This window comes from Pseudomonas sp. XWY-1 (assembly GCF_002953115.1).
In the GTDB taxonomy this organism is placed as follows: domain Bacteria; phylum Pseudomonadota; class Gammaproteobacteria; order Pseudomonadales; family Pseudomonadaceae; genus Aquipseudomonas; species Aquipseudomonas alloputida.
In genome coordinates this window covers 12273-34021 of sequence record NZ_CP026332.1, presented here as the reverse complement: position 1 = coordinate 34021, position 21749 = coordinate 12273, and the positions used below count along the sequence as shown (strand labels likewise).

Below are 21749 nucleotides of genomic sequence, written 5' to 3'. Positions count from 1 at the left end.
GCGCGCCCGCGAACACCGGCAAAGCCGGTGCCAAGCAACGCGTTGGCTTTTTCGCGGGCATGCCCGCTCCCACAGGGCTTGGCGACCCCTTAAGGATTGTGGATAACCCATGCATCGCCTCTCTTTACTGCTGCCCTTCCTCACCTGGCTTCCCCGCCAATCGGGCCGCAGCCTGCGCCAGGACCTGCTGGTAGGCCTGAGCGGCGCCATCCTCGCCCTGCCGCAATCCATCGCCTACGCCCTGATCGCCGGCCTGCCCGCCGAATACGGGCTTTACGCTGCCATCGTGCCGGTACTGATAGCCTGCCTGTGGGGCTCTTCCTGGTACCTGATCTGCGGCCCGACCGCCGCCATTTCCATCGTGCTCTACGCCAGCATCAGCCCGCTGGCCGTGGCCGGTAGCGCTGACTACATCACGCTGGTGTTGCTGCTGACCTTCCTCGGCGGCATTTTCCAGCTGCTGCTCGGGCTATTGCGCTTCGGCGCGCTGGTCAACTTCGTCTCCCATTCCGTGGTGCTCGGCTTCACGCTGGGTGCCGCCATCGTCATTGCCTTGGGCCAGCTACCCAACCTGCTGGGCATGGCCCTGCCCAGCCAGGCCACCGCGCTGATGACCGTACAGGACCTGGCCAGCCACGCAGGCGAGGTCGACCTGCCTTCCTTGCTGCTGGGCCTGGCCACCGTAGTGATCGGTGTGGCCTTCAAACTCTGGCGCCCACGCTGGCCGAGCCTGTTGATAAGCCTGATCCTGGTCAGCTTGCTGGCCTGGCTGATGCCGGGCTTCTTTGGCCATGTACCGCGGGTGGCAGCGTTCACCGGGCAACTCCCGCCTTTCAGCCCGCTGCCTTTGCTGGACGTGGAGCTCATGTTGCGTCTGCTGCCCAGCGCTGTGGCGGTAGGCATGCTGGGGTTGGTCACCAGTCTGTCGATTGCCCGTTCGTTGTCGGCACGTTCAGAACAACTAATCGACCCGGACCAGGAAATACGCGCACAGGGCCTGTCGAACATTGCCGGTGCATTTTTCTCTGGTTACCTGTCTGCCGGTTCCTTCACCCGCTCGGGCCTGAGCTACGAGGCGGGCGCCCGCTCGCCCATGGCCGGGGTGTTTTCAGCGCTGTGGGTGGCGTTGTTCGCGGTGACCGGCGCCGGCCTGATCGCGCACCTGCCGATACCGGCCATGGCCGGCAGCATTCTGCTGATCTGCTGGGGGTTGGTGGACCACCGAGGGATCCGTGCATTGTTCCGGGTCAGCCGCTCGGAGTTTCTGGTGATGGCGCTGACGGCTGCAGCGACATTGCTGCTGGAGCTGCAGACGGCCATCTATGCCGGCGTGCTGGCTTCGCTGTTCTTCTATTTGAAGCGCACCTCACGACCACGGATCCAACAAAGCCGTGAAGGGGACGCGGATGTATTGCGGGTAGGTGGGTCGATTTTCTTTGGTGCGGCGCATTACCTACAAGTGCGCTTGCAGCGCTGCCAAGGTCCGCATGTAGTGATCGATGCCCGGCAGGTGAATTTCATCGATTACTCGGGTGTGGACATGTTGCACCGCGAGGCGCGGCGGTTGCGGCGATTGGGGGGGAGTTTGACCTTGCACCGGGCCAGGCCGCAGGTGATCGAGGAGTTGCAGAAGCTGGAAGGGGTGGAGTTGTGCCCGATCCGGTTTGAGGAATGAGGTTGGGATTCTGGGGCTGCTTTGCAGCCCATCGCGACGCAAGGCCGCTCCCACAGAGGATCGGCGTACGACGTACTTTGTGGGAACGGCCTTGCGCGCGATAGGGCCGCCAAGCGGCCCCGGCCATCTCAGCCCCGAGCGAGTTGCCGGCGCAGTTCAGCCAACACCGGCGCCGTATCCGGCCTCACGCCACGCCAGATAAAGAAGGCTTCAGCCGCCTGCTCAGCCAGCATCCCCAACCCATCCAGTACCTTGGCAGCCCCCAGCTTGGTAGCCCACTGGCAAAACGGCGTCGGCTCCTTGCCATACATCATGTCGTAGCAAACCGTACGACCCGCCTCGACCAGGCTGTCGGCAATCGGTGGCAACTCCCCGGCCAGGCTCGCCGAGGTGGCGTTGATGATTACATCCACAGGCTCCTGCAACCAGGCAAATCCGCTGGCCACCACCGGCCCCAGTTCATCGAACTCGCGCGCCAGCTGCTCGGCCTTTTCCACGGTACGGTTGGCAATCACCAGCGACTGCGGCTTGTGCGCCAGAATAGGCTCCAGCACGCCGCGCACGGCGCCACCGGCACCGAGGATGAGAATGCGCTTGCCCGCCAGCTCGACCCCGGCATTCACCGTCAGGTCGCGCACCAGGCCAGCGCCGTCGGTGTTGTCGCCCTGCAGGGTGCCATCAGCCAGCTTGCTCAGCGTGTTCACTGCGCCTGCGCGCCGGGCACGTGGGGTCAGGCTGTCGCACAGGCGGAAGGCCTCTTCCTTGAACGGCACGGTGACATTGCCGCCACTGCCTTGCTTGAAGAAGCCGCGCGCGCAGTCGCTGAACTCGTCCAGTGGCGCCAGCAGCGTGGCATATTCCAGGTCCTGACCGGTCTGCTCGGCGAACAGGCGGTGGATCAGCGGCGACTTGCTGTGGCCGATGGGGTTACCAAAAACGACGTACTGGTCCATGACGGCTCCTTGTTTATCCACAGGCTTACTGGCCGAGCCAGTCGCGGTCTTGCAGGAAGTACTCTGTCAGGCGCGCTTCTTCACTGCCGGGCGCGGCCTTCCAGTCATAGCCCCAACGCACCTGCGGTGGCAGCGACATGAGGATGGATTCGGTGCGGCCACCGGACTGCAGGCCGAACAGGGTGCCGCGGTCATAGACCAGGTTGAACTCCACGTACCGGCCACGGCGGTATTCCTGGAACTCGCGCTGCTGCGGGGTGTAGGGCGTGTTCTTGCGGCGCTGGACGATTGGCAGGTAGGCGTCGACGAAGGCATCGCCGATGGCGCGGATGAAGGCGAAGCAAGTGTCGAAGTCCCACTCGTTCAGGTCATCGAAGAACAAGCCGCCGATACCGCGTGGCTCGCCACGGTGCTTGAGGTGGAAGTAGCGATCGCACCAGGCTTTGTAGCGCGGGTACACGTCGGCGCCAAACGGCGCGCAAGCCTGCTCGGCCACTCGGTGCCAGTGAATGCAGTCTTCTTCGTTGCCATAGTATGGCGTCAGGTCAAAGCCGCCGCCAAACCACCATACGGCCTCTTCACCTTCCTTTTCGGCGATGAAGAAGCGAACGTTGGCGTGGGAAGTGGGCACATGCGGGTTGTGCGGGTGTATCACCAGCGACACACCCAAGGCTTCGAAGCCACGGCCTGCCAGTTCGGGACGGTGGGCACTGGCCGACGGCGGCAGGCCGCTACCAAACACATGGGAGAAGTTGACCCCACCTTTTTCGATCACTTTGCCCTCACCGATAACCCGCGTGCGGCCCCCGCCACCGGCTTCGCGCACCCAGGCGTCCTCGACGAAGCGGGCACCGCCGTCTTCTGTTTCGAGGGCAGAGCAGATGCGGTCTTGCAGGTCGAGCAGGTAGGCTTTCACGGCCTCGGTGCGGCTAGTCATCGGGTCACCAGGAACGGGCAGGGAAGAATTCGCCGCGTAGCATACCACCGCCAGCGCGCGCGCCGCAGTTGACGACGACCAAGCAAAGGCGTCCGATAGAAGGCCTTTCCCGATCCCGACTACAGGAGTGCGAGATGGCCAAGCGTATCCAGTTCAGCCAGCATGGCGGCCCGGAAGTGCTGCAGTTTGTGGAATTCGAACCCACCCCGCCTGGGCCACAGCAGGTGCGTGTGCGTAACCATGCGATCGGCCTGAACTTCATCGATACCTACTTCCGAAGCGGGCTGTATGCGCCGCCGTCCCTGCCTTCTGGCCTGGGTACCGAAGCAGCAGGTGTGGTAGAGGCCGTGGGCGAAGGCGTGTCCCGGCTGAAGGTAGGAGACCGTGTGGCACATGCCGGCGGCCCGCTGGGCGCCTACAGCGAGGTGCATACGCTACCGGAAGCCAACCTGGTCAAGCTGCCGGACACCATCAGCTTCGAGCAGGCGGCGGCGGTTATGCTCAAGGGTTTGACCGTACAGTACCTGTTGAAGCAGACCTATGAGGTGAAGGCGGGTGATGTGATCCTGTTCCATGCCGCAGCCGGTGGTGTAGGGTCGCTGGCCTGCCAATGGGCCAAGGCCCTGGGCGCCAAGCTGATCGGCACCGTGAGCTCTGCCGAGAAGGCCGAACGGGCCAAAGCGCTGGGGGCTTGGGCGACCATCGACTACAGCCGTGAAGACCTGGCCAAGCGCGTACTGGAGCTGACCGACGGCAAGAAATGCCCGGTGGTGTATGACGGCGTGGGTGCCGACACCTGGCTGACCTCGCTGGACTGCCTGCGCCCGCGTGGGTTGATGGTGAGCTTTGGCAACGCTTCCGGTGCGGTGAGCGGGGTGAACCTGGGGATCCTGGCGCAGAAGGGTTCGCTGTATGTCACCCGGCCGACCTTGGCCACCTATGCCAACAATGCCGAGAACACCCAGGCCATGGCCGATGACCTGTTTGCGATGATTGCGAGCGGGAAGCTGGTTGTGGATATCCAGCAGCGGTATCCACTAAGCGAGGCGGCCAAGGCGCAGGCAGAGCTGTCGGCGCGGCGGACTGTAGGATCGACTGTACTAATCCCCTGAGCCACACACATCCCCTGTAGGAGCGGGTTTACCCGCGAAGAAGCCACCGCAATGGATGGCACCGGCTTTGCCGGTGTTCGCGGGCAAGCCCGCTCCCACAGGTACTGCGTCGGCTTCGATAGCTTCGCTATGCCTGTGAGGGTCGGTTTGTCGGCGGTGGAGACGACTCGATGCCATCGAGTATCGCCTCGATCACACCCTCTGCCATCTCAATCGCATGCAGGTTCGACCAGAACATGCCACGGCCTTCTTCACGCATGTAGTCCAAAGCTTTGTAGCCGGTTTCGTAAGCGCTGCGCAGGTAAAGGGCTACGTGGACCAGAGCGTCCTCGGCAGAAATGTTTGGGTTGACGGTGAAGAGTGGATCGTGGCCGGCATCGCAGTGGCCGAAGGGGCGGGTGGAGGTGCATGGGAGAGGTGGATCGGGGACTATTTTCTTCATCATTGGAAAATGCTCCTCAAGGCCGCCAACCCTCACTACCACGTGAATGGGTGGCGACTGTACGCGAGGTGGTAGACCTGGGCATTTTCCAATCCAGGCAGGCTCGAAAGCCTCCCACGCACAGCCACCATAGACTGTCATGGAAAAAATGCATCCGGGCTACCACACCCGATCGCCAAGTTATTCGGCGACGGATAGAGCCTAAAGACACTGGTTCCTACTGAACAGGTGATGGCAGGGGACGCGGGTCGTAGGATATTTCCCAATCCTCAAACCGGACAACCATTCGAGACAAAATCAGAAAAATCTCCGGTGGCTAGGCCCGAACCTGTGGGAGCGGGCATGCCCGCGAACACGGGCGAAGCCCGTGCCAGGCACCGAGTTGTATTCTTCGCGGGCGCGCCCGCTCCCACAGGGGCCCGAGTCCCGAGCCAGGCCTGTGGATAGGTATCAACCCGGGCGAACGACTTCGCCGGTTGCCAGGTTGCGAATCACACTCGGGTTCTTCCGCCCGCCCAGCGCCCCGCCAAGCACCAGGTCCAACTGGCCATGGAAGTACTGCTCAACCCGCAAGCGGGTCTTTGCCGCCGGGCGCCCGCCAGGGTTGCACGAGGTGGAAATCAGCGGCCCCACCAGCGCGCACAGCTCACGCACCACCGGGTGATCACTGACCCGCAGCGCCACCGTGTCATGCTGCCCGGTCACCCATTCGGGCAACAGGTCCTGGTGCGGCACCAGCCAGGTGTTCGGCCCCGGCCAGGTGCTGCTCATGCGGTCGATCCAGTCCTCGGGGAAATCCTCGAACAGGAAGTCGAACTGACGGATATTGTCAGCGATCAGAATCAGCCCTTTATCCACAGGACGCGACTTCAGCGCCAGCAGGCGATACACCGCGTCCTCGTTCCATGGGTCGCAGCCCAGGCCCCAGACCGCTTCCGTCGGGTAGGCGATCACCGCGCCCGCCCGGATCTCACGTGCGGCTTGTTGCACACGAAAACTGCTCACCATTGCTGTTTCTCCGCCTATATACCTTGCATGTGAGCAGTGTACTTAGCCCGCGCGGGCAAACCAACGCCCGGCTTCATTGCTGACCCGGCCTTCCAGCTCCAGCTCGGTCAACTGCGCCAGCACGTCGGCCAGCGGCTGCTCGCTGCAGTGGGCCAGGCTTTCACTGGTCTGGGGTGCGGCATGCAGCAGGGCGAGCAGGGGGTGGTCGAATCTGTCCACAACCGCAGGCGGCAGGTTCTGCCAACCCTGCAAGCTTTCCAGGATCTGTTCCACAGTTTCCACCAGCAGCGCCCCATCACGGATCAGCTGGTGACAGCCCTTGGCCCCCGGGTGATGAATGGAGCCCGGAATGGCGTACACCTCGCGGCCTTGTTCCGCCGCCAGACGCGCCGTGATCAGCGAGCCGCTGGCGAGGCTTGCCTCGACCACCAGCACACCGAGCGACAGCCCACTGATGATGCGGTTGCGCCGGGGGAAGTTGCCGGGCAGCGGCCCGGCATCCAGGGGATACTCGGAAACCAGCGCGCTGCCGTTGTCGATCATCGCCTGCGCAAGGTCCCGATGGCGCTGTGGATAAAGTTTTTGCAACCCCGTCCCGAGCACGGCAATCGTGCCGCCGCCAGCCTGCAACGCGGCCCGATGAGCGGCACCGTCGACACCTACCGCCAGCCCGCTGGTAATGGTGAAACCAGCCTGCGCGAGGTAGCGGGAAAATGCCCGGGCGGTGTCGAGCGCCGGGGGTGTGGCACGTCTGCTGCCCACGATGGCCAGCTGAGGACGATCGAGCAAGGCAGGTTCGCCAGCGACAAAAAGCAGCGGCGGGGCATCGTCGATTTCTGCCAGCAAGGCTGGGTAGTCTGGGCCGTCCCACATCAGCAAATGCTGGCCAGGGCGCTCCAGCCAAGCCATAGCAGCCAGTGCGCCATCGCGTACCTCGGCACTGCGCCGGGCATCGATGGTGGCTTGGGGAATGCCCAACGCTCGCCAGGCCGAAGCGGGAGCACTGAGCGCGGAGGAGGCACTGCCGAAGGCTTCGAGCAACGTTCGAAAGCGTCGCAGTCCAGCATCGGGGAGGCGATGCAGGCGTAAGCGTGCCTCCAGTTCGGCAGGCGGGCAGGGCGACGAATGGTGACTGGGCATTGAGATCATCCTTGATCGAAACGGGGCCAATTACGTGGCACAACCTGTGGATAACTCTGTGAGTAACACTTTGAAAAGCTGTCCATTGATTGGGGGCTATCAAGCCCATAGTCACCCTAGACGAGCTTGCCAGGTGCCGAAATCCCCGTTTCCCTTTATTATGTGTGCTCAGTTTTCAACCGAACGCACAGTGACTGCCTGACCTTATGGCCATCTTGAACATTCTCGAATTCCCGGACCCGCGCCTGCGCACCCTCGCCAAACCGGTGACGGAGTTCGACGACGCCCTGCGTCAGCTGATCGACGACATGTTTGAAACCATGTACGAAGCCCCTGGCATCGGCCTGGCCGCTACCCAGGTGAACGTGCACAAGCAGGTTGTGGTCATGGACCTCAGCGAAGACCGCAGCGAACCACGCGTCTTCATCAACCCGTCGGTCGAAGAGCTCACCCATGACATGGGCCAGTACCAGGAGGGCTGCCTGTCGGTACCGGGCTTCTACGAGAACGTCGACCGCCCGCTGCGTGTCCGGGTCAAGGCCCAGGACCGCGACGGCAAGCCGTTCGAACTGGAATGCGAAGGCCTGCTGGCGGTGTGCGTACAGCACGAATTCGATCACCTCAACGGCAAGCTGTTCGTCGACTACCTGTCGCAGCTCAAGCGCGACCGGATCAAGAAGAAGCTGGAAAAGCAGCATCGCCAGCAAGCCTGATCCCCACCTTCCTGAAGGCTTGCTCCGGCAAGCCTTTTTCTTTTTTGAAGCGAGAACTCCATGCGCATCGTCTTTGCAGGCACTCCAGAGTTTGCCGCCGAACACCTCAAGGCCCTGCTCGACAGCCCCTACGAGATCGTGGCCGTCTACACACAGCCCGACCGCCCGGCCGGCCGTGGCCAGAAGCTGATGCCAAGTGCGGTCAAGGCACTGGCCGTGGCCCATGACATCCCGGTGTTCCAGCCGCAGACCCTGCGCAATGCCGATGCGCAGGCCGAACTGGCCGCACTGAAACCAGACCTGATGGTAGTGGTCGCCTACGGCCTGATCCTGCCGCAGGTGGTGCTGGATATCCCGCGCCTGGGTTGCATCAACAGCCACGCGTCCCTGCTGCCACGCTGGCGCGGTGCCGCGCCGATCCAGCGTGCCGTGGAAGCCGGCGACGCCGAAAGCGGCGTGACCGTGATGCGCATGGAAGCCGGCCTGGACACCGGGCCGATGCTGCTCAAGGTAGTCACCCCGATCAGCGCCGAGGACACCGGCGGCACCTTGCACGATCGCCTGGCCGAAATGGGCCCGCCCGCAGTGGTTCAGGCCATCGCCGGCCTGGCTGACGGTTCGCTGCAAGGCGAAATACAGGACGATGCCCTGGCCACCTACGCGCACAAACTGAACAAGGACGAAGCGCGTATCGACTGGACCCGCCCGGCTGTCGAGCTGGAACGCCTGATCCGCGCCTTCAACCCATGGCCGGTGTGTCACAGCACTCTGGATGGTGAAAGCGTCAAGGTGCTGGCCGCCAACCTGTCCACAGGCCAAGGCGCCCCAGGCGAGATACTTTCCGCCAGCAAGGACGGCCTCGTAGTTGCGTGCGGTGACCAAGCCCTGAGCCTGACCCGCCTGCAACTGCCTGGCGGCAAGGCATTGAGCTTCAGTGACCTGTTCAACAGCCGCCGCGAGAAGTTCGCCGCCGGCAAGGTGCTGGGCCAATGAACCCACGCCTCGCCGCCGCCCGTGCGCTTGCCGCTGTGCTCAGCGGCAAGGCTTCGCTGAACAGCTCGCTGCCGGCGCAACTGGACAAGGTAGATGAACGCGACCGCGGCCTGACCCAGGACCTGGCGTTCGGCACCGCACGCTGGCAGCCACGCCTCGACCTGCTGGCCGCACAGCTGCTGCAAAAGCCCTTCAAGGCAGCCGATGCCGATGTTCAGGCGCTGCTGCTGGTCGGCCTGTACCAGCTGTTCTACACGCGCATTCCGGCCCATGCCGCCATCGGCGAGACCGTGGGCTGTGCCGACAAACTGAAGAAGCCGTGGGCCAAGGGCCTGCTCAATGCCGTGCTGCGCCGTGCCCAGCGCGAAGGCGAGGAACTGCTCGCCGGCATGGAGCGCGACCCGGTGGTGCGTACCGCGCACCCGCGCTGGCTGCAGAAGGCGCTGAAAGCCTTCTGGCCAGAGCAGTGGGAGGCCATCTGCGCCGCCAACAATGCCCACCCTCCGATGATTCTGCGGGTCAACCGCCGTCACCATAGCCGCGATGCCTACCTGGCACTGCTGGCCGAAGCAGGCATTGGCGCCAGCGCATGTCAGTACAGCCGGGATGGCATCGTGCTGGCTGAAGCCTGCGACGTGCGCGGCCTGCCAGGCTTCGCCGAAGGCTGGGTGAGCGTGCAGGACGAAGCCGCGCAGCTATCTGCCGACCTGCTGGAACTGGCCCCCGGCCAACGCGTGCTCGATGCTTGCTGCGCACCGGGCGGCAAGACCTGCCACCTGCTGGAGGCCGAGGCTGGCCTGGCGCACATGGTGGCCATCGACCTCGAAGCCAAGCGCCTGACCCGCGTGCGAGAAAACCTCGACCGCCTGCAGCTGGACGCCGAGCTGATCGCCTGCGATGCCCGCGACACTGCCAGCTGGTGGGACGGCAAGCCATTCCAGCGCATTCTGCTCGACGCGCCGTGCTCGGCCACCGGCGTGATTCGCCGCCACCCGGACATCAAGCTGACCCGCCAAGCCGACGACATCCCGGCTTTGGCCACACTGCAAGGCGAGCTGCTCGATGCCCTGTGGCCGACCTTGGAAGTGGGCGGCATGCTGCTATACGCCACCTGCTCCACATTGCCGACCGAGAACACTGAAGTGATCAAAGCCTTCCTCGCGCGCACCCCGGGCGCTCGTGAGCTGGACCTGGCGACCGAAGCCGGCCTGCGCCAGCCCCACGGCCGTCAGTTGCTGGCCCTGGAAGGCGGCCACGACGGTTTCTACTATGCCAAGCTGATCAAGATCGCCGCCTCGCGCGGATAAGAACAAAGGATAGGGAGTAGCGCATGAAGATCATCATCCTCGGCGCAGGGCAGGTAGGCGGTACGCTGGCTGAACACCTGGCCAGCGAAGCCAACGACATTACCGTGGTCGACACCGACGGCGACCGCCTGCGCGACCTCGGCGACCGCCTGGACATCCGCACCGTCCAGGGCCGTGGCTCACTGCCGACGGTACTGCGTCAGGCCGGTGCCGACGACGCCGACATGCTGGTGGCGGTAACCAACAGTGACGAGACCAACATGGTTGCCTGCCAGGTGGCCTATTCGCTGTTCCATACCCCGACCAAGATTGCACGGGTGCGCGAATCGTCCTACCTGACCCGCGAAGAGCTGTTCGACAACGACCATATCCCGGTCGACGTTCTGATCAGCCCCGAGCAGGTGGTGACCAATTACATCAAGCGCCTGATCGAACACCCAGGCTCGCTGCAGGTGATCGATTTCGCCGAGGGCAAGGCCCAGCTCGTGGCAGTGAAGGCCTACTATGGCGGCCCGCTGGTCGGCCAGCAATTGCGCCAGATCCGCGCGCACATGCCCAACGTAGATACCCGCGTGGCGGCCATCTTCCGCCGTGACCGGCCGATCACCCCGCGTGGCGACACGGTGATCGAAGCCGACGACGAGGTGTTCTTCATTGCCGCGAAGAAGGATATCCGTGCGGTGATGGGCGAACTGCGCCGCATCGACGAAACCAATAAACGCATTGTCATCGCCGGCGGCGGGCAGATCGGCGAGCGCCTGGCGGAGGCCATCGAAAGCCGATATCAGGTGAAGATCATCGAGATGAGCCCGGCGCGTTGCCGGCACCTCTCCGATACCCTGGAAAGCACTGTGGTGCTGCAGGGCAGCGCCTCGGACAAAGACCTGATGCTCGAAGAGAACATCGCCGACGCCGATATTTTCCTGGCCCTGACCAACGATGACGAAGCCAACATCATGTCGTCCTTGCTGGCCAAGCGCCTGGGCGCAGGCAAGGTGATGACCATCATCAACAACCCGGCTTATGTCGACCTGGTGCAGGGCGGCGATATCGACATTGCCATCAGCCCGCAGCTGGCCACCATCGGCACCCTGCTGGCGCACGTCCGTCGTGGCGACATCGTCAGTGTGCACTCGCTGCGCCGTGGTGCAGCCGAGGCTATCGAGGCGGTGGCACACGGTGACTCGAAGTCGAGCAAGGTGGTCGGCAAGGCAATCGAGGACATCACGCTGCCACCGGGCACCACTATTGGTGCGATCATCCGTGATGAAGAGGTGATGATTGCCCATGACGACACCATGATCGAATCAGGGGACCATGTGATCCTCTTCGTTGTGGATAAAAAGCATATTCGCGATGTGGAGAAGCTGTTCCACGTCGGCTTGAGTTTCTTCTAGGAGAAGAGGGCATGCGCGAATCGCTGGAGAAGATGCTGGCCAAAGGTGTGGATAACCCGCTGCTGAGGTTTGGCCTGGGCAAGGCCTGGCTGGATGAAGGCAACGGCGCTGAAGCAGCGGTGCACCTGGCGCGCTGTGTAGAGCAGGACCCGAAATACTCGGCAGCATGGAAGCTGCTGGGCAAGGCCTATCAGCTGCAGGGTGAGCTGGCGGCGGCGCGCAAGGCGTGGGAAGACGGGATCGTGGCGGCGCAGGCCCATGGTGACAAGCAGGCCGAAAAAGAAATGACCGTATTCCTGAAGAAGCTCAACAGAGCAGCGGGTTGACGCGGCCCCTGTAGGAGCGGGTTTACCCGCGAATGCGATGTTGGATTCACCGACGCATTCGCGGGTAAACCCGCTCCTACAGGGGCGGTGAATGGCTTAATACCAGCGCGGCTCGCCAGCCGGGCGCTTCTTGAAGCGCTTCATGCTCCACATGTACTGGCTGGGGTACTCGCGCACATAGCGTTCGACCACCTTGCTCATCGCCGCCGCCGACACATTCACATCGGTGCTGTACATCTCTTCCGGCGCAGCTTCGAGGAACACCTTGAAGCCCGAGCCATCCGGCAACCGCAGCGCATGCAGGAACACACCTACCGCCTTGCCACCGGCCAGCATGTTCGGCACGAACTTGCTGGTCAGCGCCTGGGTGCCGAGGAACGGTACGAACACGCCCGCCGATTCCGCCGGCTCCGGGTCGGCAGGAATACCCACCTGGCCACCACGGCGCACTTCCTTGATCACGCTGAGGATGCCTTCCTTGGTCGACGGTGCCACGCGGTTGCCCATCTGCACGCGCTGCTCGCGCAGCAGGTCATCCACCGCCTTCAGCTTCGGCGGGCGGTAGAAGATGATCGGTTTGCACTGGTTGCAGTAGAAGTGGTTCAACACTTCCCAGTTGCCCAGGTGGCTGGTGATGCCGACCACGCCTTTACCCGAGGCCAGGGCCTGCTCCAGCACTTCCAGGCCATGCACTTCCTTGACCAGCTCCAGCGAGCGTTGCGGCGGCCAGATCCAGGCACAGGCACTTTCGACAAAGGATTTACCGATATCCCGCAGCGCCTGGCCCACCAGTTGCTCACGGGCAACCGGGTCCATCTCCGGGAAGCATTTGGCCAGGTTGATCCGTACCACGTTGCGCGAACTGTTGGGGATTTTCCACATCAGCCAGCCAATACCGGCGCCGACACGCTGCACAGCGCCCCAGGGCAGCTTGGCAAACAGGCGCAGCACCCCGACCATCAGGGCGCCCTTGAACTTTTCCACAGGCGAATTCCTTATTTCAGCAAGGCGCGCATTGTAACCCCTCAGCGCAACAAGGCGGCGTAGCGATCGCAGTCGGTGGTGTGGTCCATGACCATGCCGGTGGCCTGCATGAAGGCGTAGCAGATGGTCGGACCGACGAACGTGAAGCCAGCTTTCTGCAAGGCCTTGCTCATTGCCTTGGCTTCATCGGTAACAGCTGGCACGTCGCCGCGCGCCTTGAAGTGGTTGATCTTCGGCGAGCCGCCGACGAACGACCACAGCCATTCGGCGGGGTTATCCACAGCCAGCCAGGCCTGGGCATTGCGCCGCGCAGCCTTGAGCTTGAGGCGATTGCGGATGATGCCTGCATCCTGCATCAATTCTTCGATGCGTTCGTCGCTCATGGCCGCCAGCTTTACCGGGTCGAAGCCGTACATCACCTCGCGATAACGCTCGCGTTTGCGCAAAACGGTAATCCACGAAAGCCCCGCCTGGAACCCTTCGAGCAAAAGCATCTCGAAGAGCAACGCCGGGTCGCGCTGTGGCATTCCCCATTCCTGGTCGTGGTAGGCCTGGTACAACGGATCGTCGGTACACCAAAAGCAGCGTGGCATAAGGCTCCAATGAGTAGAGGGCGAGGCGAATCAGGTTATACTCCCGCTCTTTACATCCGCATCCCCAGATACAGGTGAATTTCGTGAGCCAGCCTACGCCAGCCGTGCGTACCTTCCAAGACCTGATCCTCGCCCTGCAGAACTACTGGGCAGCTCAAGGTTGTGTGGTACTTCAGCCCTACGATATGGAAGTAGGCGCCGGCACTTTCCACACCGCTACATTCCTGCGCGCCGTGGGTCCAGAAACCTGGAACGCCGCCTATGTGCAGCCTAGCCGTCGTCCTGCCGACGGGCGGTATGGCGAAAACCCCAACCGCCTGCAGCACTACTACCAGTTCCAGGTGGTGCTCAAACCGAACCCGGCCAACTTCCAGGAGCTGTACCTCGGCTCGCTGAAAGCCATCGGTCTGGATCCGCTGGTGCACGACATTCGTTTCGTCGAAGACAACTGGGAATCGCCGACCCTCGGCGCCTGGGGTCTGGGCTGGGAAATCTGGCTCAACGGCATGGAAGTCACCCAGTTCACCTACTTCCAGCAGGTTGGCGGCATCGAGTGCTACCCGGTCACCGGTGAAATCACCTACGGCCTGGAGCGCCTGGCCATGTACATCCAGGGCGTCGATTCGGTGTACGACCTGGTGTGGGCCGACGGCCCGTTCGGCAAGGTCACCTATGGCGACGTGTTCCACCAGAACGAGGTGGAGCAGTCGACCTACAACTTTGAACATGCCAACGTCGACAAGCTGTTCGAACTGTTCGATTTCTACGAAAGCGAAGCCAACCGCCTGATCAAGCTGGAGCTGCCGCTGCCGACCTATGAAATGGTCCTGAAGGCCTCGCACACCTTCAACCTGCTGGACGCCCGCCGCGCCATCTCGGTAACCGAGCGCCAGCGTTACATCCTGCGTGTACGTACCCTGGCCCGGGACGTGGCGCAAAGCTATCTGCAAGCCCGCGCACGCCTGGGCTTCCCGATGGCCACCCCTGAACTGCGTGACGAAGTGTTGGCTAAGCTGGAGGCTGCACAATGAGTGCTCAAGATTTCCTGGTAGAACTGGGCACCGAAGAGCTGCCACCCAAGGCCCTCGCCAGCCTTGGCGACGCCTTCCTGGCCGGTATCGAAAAAGGCCTGCAGGCTGCTGGCCTGAACTACACCGGCAAGCAGGTGTACGCCGCGCCGCGTCGTCTGGCCGTGCTGATTCGCCAGCTGGACGTGCAGCAGCCTGACCGCAGCATCAACATCGACGGCCCGCCCCTGCAGGCTGCCTTCAACGCCGAAGGCGAGCCGACCCAGGCTGCGCTGGGCTTCGCCAAGAAGTGCGGTGTGGAACTGGCCGAGATCGACCAGAGCGGCCCCAAGCTGCGCTTCTCCCAGCACATCCCGGGCAAGGCTACCGTTGGGCTGCTGCCGACCATCGTCGAAGATTCGCTGAACGACCTGCCGATTCCCAAGCGCATGCGCTGGGCGGCCAGCCGTGAAGAGTTCGTGCGCCCGACCCAATGGCTGGTGATGCTGCTGGGCGATCAGGTGGTCGATTGCACCATCCTGTCGCAGAAGGCCGGGCGTGAATCCCGTGGCCACCGCTTCCACCATCCGGAAAACGTGCTCATCACCACCCCGGCCAACTACGTCGAAGACCTGCGCAAGGCCTACGTCCTTGCCGACTTCGCCGAGCGCCGCGAGCTGATCAGCAAGCGTACCGCAGAGCTGGCCATGCAGCAGGAAGGCACGGCCATCGTGCCACCGGCGCTGCTGGACGAAGTGACCGCTCTGGTCGAGTGGCCGGTGCCGCTGGTGTGCTCGTTCGAGGAGCGTTTCCTCGAGGTGCCGCAAGAAGCCCTGATCACCACCATGCAGGACAACCAGAAGTACTTCTGCCTGCTGGACAGCGAAGGCAAGCTGCTGCCGCGCTTCATTACCGTGGCCAACGTCGAAAGCCGCGACCCGAAGCAGATCGTGCAAGGCAACGAAAAAGTCGTGCGCCCGCGCCTGACCGACGCCGAGTTCTTCTTCAAGCAGGACAAGAAGCAGCCGCTGGAAACCTTCAACGAGCGCCTCAAGAACGTGGTGTTCCAGGCTCAGCTCGGCACCGTGTACGACAAGGCCGAACGTGTTTCCAGGCTGGCCGCCTTCATTGCTCCGCTGATCGGCGGCGACGCCCAGCGCGCTGGCCGTGCCGGCCTGCTGTCGAAGTGCGACCTGGCCACCGAGATGGTCGGCGAATTCCCTGAAATGCAGGGTGTTGCCGGTTACTACTACGCGCTCAACGACGGTGAGCCGGAAGACGTAGCCCTGGCCCTGAACGAGCAGTACATGCCGCGCGGTGCAGGCGCCGAGCTGCCGCAGACCCTGACCGGTGCTGCCGTGGCCATCGCCGACAAGCTCGACACCTTGGTGGGTATCTTTGGCATCGGCATGCTGCCTACCGGCAGCAAGGACCCGTACGCCCTGCGCCGAGCTGCTCTGGGCGTGCTGCGTATCCTGATCGAGAAGCAACTGGACCTGAACCTGACCGGTGCGGTCGAGTTTGCGGTCAAGCAGTTCGGCGCCAAGGTCAAGGCCCCCGGCCTGGCCGAGCAAGTACTGGAGTTCATTTTCGACCGCCTGCGCGCACGTTACGAAGACGAAGGCATCGACGTCGCCACGTACCTGTCGGTACGCGCACTGCAGCCAGGCTCCGCCCTGGACTTCGACCAGCGCGTACAAGCCGTGCAGGCGTTCCGCAAACTGCCGGAAGCCGAGGCCCTGGCCGCGGTGAACAAGCGCGTGTCGAACCTGCTGAGCAAGGCCGAAGGTGCCATCGCCGAGCAGGTCGAGCCGAAGTACTTCGACAATGCCAACGAGTTCTCCCTGTACTCGGCCATCCAGCAGGCTGACCAGGCCGTGCAACCGATGGCTGCAGCACGTCAGTACAGCGAATCGCTGGCCCGCCTGGCGGCCCTGCGTGACCCGGTCGATGCCTTCTTCGAGGCGGTCATGGTCAACGCCGAAGACGCCAAGGTACGTGCCAACCGTTATGCCCTGCTCAGCCGCCTGCGCGGCCTGTTCCTGGGCGTGGCTGACATTTCGCTGCTGGGGTAAGCCTTGAAACTGCTGATTCTCGACCGTGACGGGGTGATCAACTACGACTCCGATGCGTACATCAAGACGCTGGAAGAATGGGTGCCGATCCCCGGTTCGGTCGATGCGATCGCGCAGTTGAGCAAGGCGGGCTGGACGGTGGCCGTGGCCACCAACCAGTCCGGCATTGCCCGTGGCTACTACCCGCTTGCAACCCTTGAGGCCATGCACGCGCGCCTGCGCGCGCTGGTGGCCGAGCAGGGCGGCGAGGTGGGCCACATCGTGTATTGCCCGCATGGGCCGGACGAAGGGTGCGATTGCCGCAAGCCCAAGCCCGGCATGCTGCGGGCGATCGCCGAGCATTACCAGATTGGCCTTGAAGGCGTCTGGTTCGTCGGCGACAGCAAAGGTGACCTGGAGGCCGCCCTGGCCGTCGGTGCACAACCCGTGCTGGTGAAGACCGGCAAGGGCGAGCGGACCCTGGAAAAAGGCGTCCCGGAAACTACACTGATTTTCGACGATCTGGCAGCTATCGCCAGAGAACTAATTTAAACAGTGCGCCTTCTGGCGCATTTTTCTCAGGCGGGCATGCCCCGCAATGGTACAAGCCACTATGTCGATCCTGCAGGCGATCAGAATCTTTCTTTTTTACCTGCTGCTGGGCACCAGTTCGCTGCTGTGGTGCTCGCTGAGCTTCTTCGTCGCGCCGTTCCTGTCGTTCCCCAAGCGCTACAAGTTCATCAACGTGTACTGGTGCCGCTGCGCGCTGTTTCTGGTGCGCACCATCCTGGGCATCGACTACAAGATCACTGGCGCCGAGAACGTGCCAGCTGAGCCTTGCGTGATTTTGTCCAATCACCAGAGCACCTGGGAAACCTTCTTCCTTTCCCAGTACTTCTCGCCGCTTAGCCAGGTGCTCAAGCGCGAGCTGCTGTATGTACCGTTCTTCGGCTGGGCCATGGCCATGCTGCGGCCCATCGCGATCAACCGCGACAACCCCAAGGAAGCGTTGCGCCAAGTGGCGAGCAAGGGTGACGAACTGCTCAAGCAGAAGACGTGGGTGCTGATTTTCCCAGAAGGCACCCGTGTGCCGTTCGGCACCATCGGCAAGTTTTCCCGCGGCGGTACGGCACTGGCCGTGAATGCCGGGCTGCCAGTGCTGCCGATTGCCCACAACGCCGGCAAGTTCTGGCCCAAGACCGGTTGGGGCAAGCGCGCCGGTACAATCGAAGTGGTAATTGGTGAGCCGATGTACGCCAACGGCACAGGGCCACGTGCCATCGCCGAACTCAACGACCGCGCTGCAGCTTGGAACGAAGCGACCCAGCGGGCCATGGGATCGCTGCCGCCAGCGGCGGAAAAACCTCAGGAGCAGATGGCTTGACCTTCTGTGGATAACTTGTGTGCAGTTTTTGGATTAAATGCTTGAATTGATATCTAAGTGTATGAATTTGCTAGTTATTTCTTTGTATGAATTTTTTCTGAAAATCGTGCATAAGTTTTTTTGAGGCATAAAAAAACCGGCTTTTACAGCCGGTTTTTTTATGGCATGTGGACATCAGACTTTGTCGATATCTACATCCTTGGTTTCTCTCAGACAGAAGATCCCAACCACCAGGCTGATCCCGGTCACCAGCACCGGGTACCACAGCCCGTAGAAGATATCCCCGGTATAGACCACCAGCGCAAACGATACGGTAGGCAGGAAACCACCAAACCAGCCATTACCAATGTGATAGGGCAGCGACATCGAGGTGTAGCGGATGCGGGTCGGGAACAGCTCGACCATCACCGCCGCCAACGGGCCATAGGTCATGGTCGCGATCAGGATCATCGCCACGATCAGTACCACCACCATTACCTGGTTGACCTGCGCAGGGTCCGCCTTGGCCGGGTAACCAGCCTGCTCGATTGCAGTACGCATGGCGGTTTCGTCAAAGCCGTTGATGGTCTTGTCACCGATGTTGACCACCACCTCACTGCCGGCCACGCTTACCGAGCTGTACGGCAGGCCCTGCTTGACCAGGAAGGTCTTGACCTTGTCGCACGGGCTGTCAAAACGAGCCTTGCCCACTGGGTCGAACTGGAATGTGCAGCCTTGCGGGTCGGCGGTGACCACGATCGGCGCCTGACGGCTGGCAGCGTCGATCTGCGGGTTGGCGTAGTGGCTCAGCGCCTTGAACAGTGGGAAGTACAGTACCGTGGCCAGCAACAGGCCGAGCATCAGGATCGGCTTGCGGCCGATACGGTCGGACAACCAGCCGAAGAACACGAAGAACGGCGCGCCAATCACAACGCTGATGATGAGCAGGGTGTTGGCCTGAGCCGAGTCCATTTTCAGCATCTGGGTCATGAAGAACAGAACGTAGAACTGCGCCGTGTAGAAGGTCACAGCCTGCCCCGCGTTGATGCTGAACAGGGCGGTAAGCACCACTTTCAGGTTTGGCCAGGAGGTGAATGACTCACGGATGGGCGACTTGCTGACCTTGCCCTGAGCCTTCATTTTCACAAAGGCCGGCGACTCGTGCATGCTCATGCGAATCCAGGTGGAGATCGCCAGCAGCACGATCGACAGCAGGAACGGCAAGCGCCAGCCCCAGGTTTCGAACTGATCGCCACTGATATACCGGCTACCCAGCACCACCAAGAGCGACAACAACAGGCCCAGCGTTGCGGTGGACTGGATGAAACCAGTGTGCAAGCCCCGCTTGCCGGGCGGCGCATGCTCGGCCACGTAAGTGGCTGCACCGCCATACTCGCCGCCCAGCGCCAGCCCCTGCAGCATGCGCAGGATCACCAGGATGATCGGTGCGGCGATGCCGATGCTGGCGTAGGTGGGCAACAACCCCACAGCGAAAGTGGACAGGCCCATCAGCACGATGGTGACCAGGAAGGTGTACTTGCGCCCGATCATGTCACCCAGGCGGCCGAACACCAGCGCGCCAAACGGCCGCACCAGAAAGCCCGCAGCGAAGGCCATCAGGGCGAAGATGAAAGCGGTGGTATCGTTCACGCCAGCGAAGAACTGCTTGCTGATGACCGCTGCCAGCGCACCATAGAGAAAAAAGTCATACCACTCGAAAACCGTCCCGAGGGATGACGCGAAAATGATCTTGCGTTCTTCACGGCGGCTGGAGCTGCTGGCCGCCGCCCCCTGCTCTTGGATGTAATCCGACATCGTTGCTGTCCTCGGCCCTTAGGCCACAGTGATTATTCTTGTTGTTCCACTGTCGGCGACTTCTGACCGCAAGCCGCCGGTACTGCACGCACCCGGGTCAGGGCGTCGGTAACGCGTCTTGGTTCAGGTAGGTCTGGGTAGCAGCTCCTTTGAGGATCAGTTGCGCCGCCTTTTCGGCGATCATCAGGGTGGGGGAACACGTATTGCCGGAAGTTATCTGCGGCATGATCGAAGCATCGGCTACACGTAGACCGGGGATGCCATGCACGCGCAGCTGGTTATCCACAACGTCCATGGCACCGTTGCCCATGCGACAGGTACCGACCGGGTGGAAGATGGTGGTGCCGATCTTGCCAGCGGCCTCGAACAGTTCTTCCTCGCTTTGCAGCGCCGGGCCCGGCAAATATTCCTTGGGCTCGAAAGCGGCGAGGGCAGGGGCCTGGACGATGCGCCGGGTAAGGCGAATGGCATCGGCAGCAACCCGCAAGTCCTGCGGAGCACTGAGGTAATTGGGGTCGATCCGCGGCGTGCTGTTCATGTCGGTGCTGCAGATGTCGATGCGCCCGCGGCTGGCCGGGCGCAGGTTGCACACCGAGGCAGTAAAGGCCGGGAACTGATGCAACGGCTCACCGAAGCGTTCCAGTGACAGCGGCTGCACGTGATACTGAAGGTTGGCGGTGGCCTGTTCAGGGCTTGAACGCACGAACGCGCCTAACTGGCTCGGCGCCATGGCCAGCGGCCCGCTACGGTCGTAGAGGTAACGCAGGCCCATGCCCATCTTGCCCCACAGGCTGTTGGCCATCTGGTTCAAGGTACGGGCGTTGCGGATCTGGTAGATCAGGCGCAGTTGCAGGTGGTCCTGCAAGTTGCCACCAACGCCTGGCATGTCGTGGCGAACACCAATACCCAAGCTTTCCAGCAACTGACGTGGGCCGATGCCGGAGCGCTGGAGGATGCCCGGTGAACCAACTGCCCCAGCACAGAGAATGATCTCGCGGCGCGCCGCAAACTCATGCCAGGCCCCTTGCCAGAGTGCCTTCACTGCCCTTGCGCGGGTGTTGTCGAGCAGTACCTGATCAACCTCCACGCCGGTCAGCACAGTGAGGTTGGCGCGATCCTTGATCGGCCGCAGGAAAGCTTTGGAAGCGTTCCAGCGCACACCACTGCGCTGGTTGACCTGAAAATATCCACAACCCTGGTTGTCGCCGGTGTTGAAATCGTCGACCTTGCCAATACCACTCTGCTCGGCGGCATCACGGAAAGCATCAAGGATCGGCCAGCTGTAGCGTTGCCGCTCGACCCGCCATTCGCCCTCCGCGCCGTGGTGCTCGCTGGCGCCTGCAAAGTGGTTTTCGCTGGCCTTGAACAGCGGTAACACATCTTTCCACGCCCAGCCGTCGTTGCCTTGCGCGGCCCAATGGTCGTAGTCGGCGGCTTGGCCCCGCATGTAGATCATGCCGTTGATCGACGAACATCCACCTAGCACCTTGCCCCTTGGATAACCCAAAGCGCGACCGCCGAGGCCAGGTTGTGCCTCGGTCTTGAAGCACCAGTCTGTGCGCGGGTTGCCGATGCAGTAGAGGTAACCAACGGGGATGTGGATCCAGGGATAATTGTCACGGCCACCCGCCTCCAGCAGCAGCACGCGGCAGGAAGGGTCGGCGGACAAACGATTGGCCAGCAGGCATCCGGCGGGGCCGGCCCCTACGACCACGTAGTCGAAGACAGAATCGGCTGATGGCATGTGCAACCTCGCGCCTGTTTTTTATTCTTGTCCCGATCCATCTTAGTGAGTAATTTCGTGGATGAAACACGAGATTTCGCGCAGCCGCTGTGCGTTTTAGCACAGTGGCAAGCCTGTACCGACCTCTTCGCGGGCTCGCCCGCACCTCAGGGATCACGTTACCTTCAGGGTGTTCACCGCACCTGT

Annotated in this window: 20 protein-coding genes; 11 read left to right on the top strand and 9 right to left on the bottom strand. The window is 62.5% G+C overall.

What is annotated here, in order from left to right; all coding sequences use genetic code 11:
* Nucleotides 1–109: 109 nt before the first annotated feature.
* Nucleotides 110–1675: a SulP family inorganic anion transporter gene (locus PRJ_RS00155; RefSeq protein WP_064492534.1), complete on the top strand. Its 1566-nt coding sequence runs from the start codon at nucleotides 110–112 to the stop codon at nucleotides 1673–1675.
* 128 nt (nucleotides 1676–1803) lie between these two features.
* Here the strand turns inward: PRJ_RS00155 and aroE are convergent, their stop codons facing one another.
* Nucleotides 1804–2628 (bottom strand): shikimate dehydrogenase, encoded by an 825-nt coding sequence (gene aroE, locus PRJ_RS00150; protein ID WP_010951480.1) that lies wholly within the window; start codon nucleotides 2626–2628, stop codon nucleotides 1804–1806.
* A 25-nt stretch (nucleotides 2629–2653) separates the two neighbouring features.
* Nucleotides 2654–3565 carry an oxygen-dependent coproporphyrinogen oxidase gene (hemF, locus tag PRJ_RS00145; protein ID WP_104960527.1) on the bottom strand — a complete coding sequence of 304 codons (912 nt, stop codon included), beginning with the start codon at nucleotides 3563–3565 and terminating at the stop codon, nucleotides 2654–2656.
* Nucleotides 3566–3699: 134 nt separating this feature from the next.
* Here hemF and PRJ_RS00140 point away from each other — a divergent pair, with 134 nt between their 5' ends.
* Nucleotides 3700–4677 (top strand): NADPH:quinone reductase, encoded by a 978-nt coding sequence (locus tag PRJ_RS00140; protein ID WP_104960526.1) that lies wholly within the window; start codon nucleotides 3700–3702, stop codon nucleotides 4675–4677.
* 127 nt (nucleotides 4678–4804) lie between these two features.
* Here the strand turns inward: PRJ_RS00140 and PRJ_RS00135 are convergent, their stop codons facing one another.
* From PRJ_RS00135 to dprA, 3 genes are all read right to left on the bottom strand, one after another.
* Nucleotides 4805–5122 carry a hypothetical protein gene (locus PRJ_RS00135; RefSeq protein ID WP_104886844.1) on the bottom strand — a complete coding sequence of 106 codons (318 nt, stop codon included), beginning with the start codon at nucleotides 5120–5122 and terminating at the stop codon, nucleotides 4805–4807.
* 447 nt (nucleotides 5123–5569) lie between these two features.
* Nucleotides 5570–6127: an L-threonylcarbamoyladenylate synthase gene (locus PRJ_RS00125; RefSeq protein WP_014859478.1), complete on the bottom strand. Its 558-nt coding sequence runs from the start codon at nucleotides 6125–6127 to the stop codon at nucleotides 5570–5572.
* Nucleotides 6128–6169: 42 nt separating this feature from the next.
* Complete coding sequence (gene dprA / locus PRJ_RS00120; protein ID WP_104960525.1) at nucleotides 6170–7267, bottom strand: DNA-processing protein DprA; 1098 nt, start codon at nucleotides 7265–7267, stop codon at nucleotides 6170–6172.
* Nucleotides 7268–7473: 206 nt separating this feature from the next.
* On the opposite strand from dprA, the gene def reads away from it, so the two are divergent.
* From def to PRJ_RS00095, 5 genes are read left to right on the top strand one after another with little or no spacing between them, the layout of a single operon-like run.
* Nucleotides 7474–7980: a peptide deformylase gene (def, locus tag PRJ_RS00115; protein WP_003253111.1), complete on the top strand. Its 507-nt coding sequence runs from the start codon at nucleotides 7474–7476 to the stop codon at nucleotides 7978–7980.
* 60 nt (nucleotides 7981–8040) lie between these two features.
* Entirely contained in the window at nucleotides 8041–8973 is a 933-nt protein-coding gene (fmt, locus tag PRJ_RS00110) for a methionyl-tRNA formyltransferase (RefSeq protein WP_064492538.1), read from the top strand.
* On the top strand, nucleotides 8970–10280 hold the full coding sequence (rsmB, locus tag PRJ_RS00105) for a 16S rRNA (cytosine(967)-C(5))-methyltransferase RsmB (RefSeq protein WP_104960524.1): 1311 nt from the start codon (nucleotides 8970–8972) through the stop codon (nucleotides 10278–10280). The genes fmt and rsmB overlap by 4 nt, the downstream gene beginning before the upstream one ends.
* Nucleotides 10281–10303: 23 nt before the next feature.
* A complete protein-coding gene (gene trkA, locus PRJ_RS00100; protein WP_010951472.1) occupies nucleotides 10304–11677 on the top strand; it encodes a Trk system potassium transporter TrkA in 1374 nt (457 codons plus the stop codon).
* A gap of 11 nt (nucleotides 11678–11688) precedes the next feature.
* The gene (locus PRJ_RS00095; protein WP_047603763.1) at nucleotides 11689–12003 is read left to right on the top strand and encodes a tetratricopeptide repeat protein; all 315 of its coding nucleotides are present in this window, start codon (nucleotides 11689–11691) and stop codon (nucleotides 12001–12003) included.
* 96 nt (nucleotides 12004–12099) lie between these two features.
* On the opposite strand, the gene PRJ_RS00090 is transcribed toward PRJ_RS00095, so the two are convergent.
* Both PRJ_RS00090 and PRJ_RS00085 read right to left on the bottom strand, forming a co-directional pair.
* Nucleotides 12100–12987, bottom strand: a complete 888-nt coding sequence (locus PRJ_RS00090; protein ID WP_003253121.1) for a lysophospholipid acyltransferase — start codon at nucleotides 12985–12987, stop codon at nucleotides 12100–12102.
* A gap of 41 nt (nucleotides 12988–13028) precedes the next feature.
* Complete coding sequence (locus PRJ_RS00085; protein WP_104960523.1) at nucleotides 13029–13580, bottom strand: DNA-3-methyladenine glycosylase I; 552 nt, start codon at nucleotides 13578–13580, stop codon at nucleotides 13029–13031.
* 83 nt (nucleotides 13581–13663) lie between these two features.
* On the opposite strand from PRJ_RS00085, the gene glyQ reads away from it, so the two are divergent.
* Genes glyQ through PRJ_RS00065 form a run of 4 tightly spaced genes read left to right on the top strand, consistent with a single transcriptional unit; the run spans nucleotide 13664 to nucleotide 18025 of the window.
* Nucleotides 13664–14611, top strand: a complete 948-nt coding sequence (gene glyQ, locus PRJ_RS00080) for a glycine--tRNA ligase subunit alpha (protein WP_003253126.1) — start codon at nucleotides 13664–13666, stop codon at nucleotides 14609–14611.
* On the top strand, nucleotides 14608–16662 hold the full coding sequence (gene glyS / locus PRJ_RS00075) for a glycine--tRNA ligase subunit beta (RefSeq protein WP_104960522.1): 2055 nt from the start codon (nucleotides 14608–14610) through the stop codon (nucleotides 16660–16662). Before glyQ ends, glyS begins: the two co-directional genes overlap by 4 nt.
* 3 nt (nucleotides 16663–16665) lie before the next feature.
* The gene (gene gmhB, locus PRJ_RS00070) at nucleotides 16666–17193 is read left to right on the top strand and encodes a D-glycero-beta-D-manno-heptose 1,7-bisphosphate 7-phosphatase (protein WP_003253129.1); all 528 of its coding nucleotides are present in this window, start codon (nucleotides 16666–16668) and stop codon (nucleotides 17191–17193) included.
* Between the two features lie 46 nt (nucleotides 17194–17239).
* The gene (locus PRJ_RS00065; protein WP_010951467.1) at nucleotides 17240–18025 is read left to right on the top strand and encodes a 1-acyl-sn-glycerol-3-phosphate acyltransferase; all 786 of its coding nucleotides are present in this window, start codon (nucleotides 17240–17242) and stop codon (nucleotides 18023–18025) included.
* Nucleotides 18026–18199: 174 nt separating this feature from the next.
* On the opposite strand, the gene PRJ_RS00060 is transcribed toward PRJ_RS00065, so the two are convergent.
* Together PRJ_RS00060 and PRJ_RS00055 are read right to left on the bottom strand one after the other, a co-directional pair.
* Nucleotides 18200–19819: an MFS transporter gene (locus PRJ_RS00060; protein WP_104960521.1), complete on the bottom strand. Its 1620-nt coding sequence runs from the start codon at nucleotides 19817–19819 to the stop codon at nucleotides 18200–18202.
* A gap of 97 nt (nucleotides 19820–19916) precedes the next feature.
* A complete protein-coding gene (locus PRJ_RS00055; RefSeq protein WP_104960520.1) occupies nucleotides 19917–21563 on the bottom strand; it encodes a GMC family oxidoreductase in 1647 nt (548 codons plus the stop codon).
* Nucleotides 21564–21749: the final 186 nt, after the last annotated feature.